The sequence below is a fragment of the Rodentibacter trehalosifermentans genome, assembly GCF_002000545.1.
Lineage (GTDB): Bacteria > Pseudomonadota > Gammaproteobacteria > Enterobacterales > Pasteurellaceae > Rodentibacter > Rodentibacter trehalosifermentans.
This window is the reverse complement of the sequence record NZ_MLHL01000117.1, coordinates 1-1,819: the sequence shown is the minus strand read 5'-3', so window position 1 is coordinate 1,819 and position 1,819 is coordinate 1. Positions and strand designations below refer to the sequence as shown.

The 1,819-nt window shown below is 38.5% G+C and carries 2 protein-coding genes; both read left to right on the top strand.

Annotated features, from left to right (window positions below; all coding sequences use genetic code 11):
* Positions 1-592, top strand: a 592-nt coding sequence (gene wecB, locus BKK52_RS13215; RefSeq protein WP_077478888.1) for a non-hydrolyzing UDP-N-acetylglucosamine 2-epimerase, incomplete at its 5' end; no start/stop codon positions are given.
* 9 nt (positions 593-601) lie between these two features.
* Positions 602-1,819, top strand: a 1,218-nt coding sequence (wecC, locus tag BKK52_RS13210) for a UDP-N-acetyl-D-mannosamine dehydrogenase (RefSeq protein WP_143531438.1), incomplete at its 3' end; no start/stop codon positions are given.

Here is a 1,819-nt window from a genome sequence, read left to right as displayed (position 1 = left end):
TACTTCAGCCCCAAAATTAAAACAGCCAGAATTAAGATCTCAAATGGAAGAATTATTCCCATTTACCCAAAATGGAAAAGAGATTATTTTAGTCACAGCCCATCGCCGAGAAAATCACGGTCAAGGGATCAAAAACATTGGCTTAGCCATTTCACAATTAGCTGACAAATATCCTGAATTTGAATTTGTTTTACCACTACATTTAAACCCAAATGTAAGACTGCCACTAACTCAAATTCTCTCTGAACAAGAAAATGTGCATCTGATTGAACCTCAAGAATACTTACCTTTCGTATATCTAATGTCCTGCTCATACATTATTTTAAGTGATTCAGGCGGTGTACAAGAAGAAGCGCCATCATTAGGCAAACCTGTGCTTGTTATGCGAGACACTACTGAACGCCCGGAAGCAGTTGCAGCCGGTACAGTAAAATTAGTAGGTTCAGAAACAGAAACCATTCTAAAAGAGTTTTCCCTGTTAGTGGACAATCCTTACTTATACGAAAAGATGTCCATGGCTAAAAACCCATATGGTGACGGAATGGCTGCTCACCGTATCGTTGAAACCTTATTGAGTAACAATTACCTGTAGGATACTATTATGAATAAAACGATCTCAGTTATTGGCTTGGGCTATATAGGTTTACCTGCGGCAGCAATGTTTGCAGATAAAGGAGTCCAAGTTATTGGTGTTGATGTTAATCAACACGCCGTAAATATCATCAACCAAGGAAAAATTCATATCGTTGAACCGGGTCTCGGGGAAATGGTACAAAAAGCCGTTGCGAATGGTTTATTAAAAGCCGTAACCAAACCTGAAACTGCTGACGCATTTTTAATTGCCGTCCCAACACCGTTTAAAGGTGATCACCAACCTGATCTAAGCTATATTGAAGCGGTTTCTAAAGCATTAGCGCCTGTATTAAAAAAGGGTGACACAGTTATCTTAGAATCGACTTCCCCTGTTGGAACTACAGAACAAATGGTCGAATGGTTAGCGGCAGCACGCCCTGATCTCAAATTTCCTTACGAAAATAGAGATGAAGAAGTTGATATCTACGTTGCTTACTGTCCAGAACGTGTATTACCTGGTCAAGTGATTCGTGAATTAGTTGAAAATGACCGCATTATTGGCGGTATTACTGATGAATGTTCAAATAAAGCAATTGAGGTTTATAGTATTTTCGTGAAAGGTGACTTAGTAAAAACCAATGCGCGAACAGCAGAAATGAGTAAATTGACTGAAAATGCGTTCCGTGATGTCAATATTGCTTTTGCAAACGAACTTTCTTTAATTGCTGATCGTTTAAATATCAACGTATGGGAACTAATCGCTTTGGCTAACCGTCACCCCCGAGTAAATATCCTTCAACCAGGTTGTGGAGTTGGAGGTCATTGTATTGCAGTTGACCCATGGTTTATCGTGGATAAATCCCCCGATTTAGCCAATATAGTTCGTACCGCTCGTGAAGTGAATGATAACAAACCAAATTGGGTGATTGAACAAGTAAAACAAGCGGTAGAAAAAGTAGCAAATTTTGCAAATAAAAAAACAAATGAAGTGAATATCGTTTGCTACGGCTTAGCATTTAAACCAGACATTGATGATCTTCGCGAAAGCCCAGCATTAGCTATCGCAGAAAAACTAATGGATTTATATCCAAATCAAGTGAAAGCAGTTGAACCAAACTATAATTCAGAAGCAAATCATAGTGAAAAGGAAATTGCTTTACTCGACTATCAAGATAGCTTATCTAAGGTTGATGTTGCTGTGCTATTAGTAAACCATAAAGAATTCGTTGAAAACAAACCGCACTTT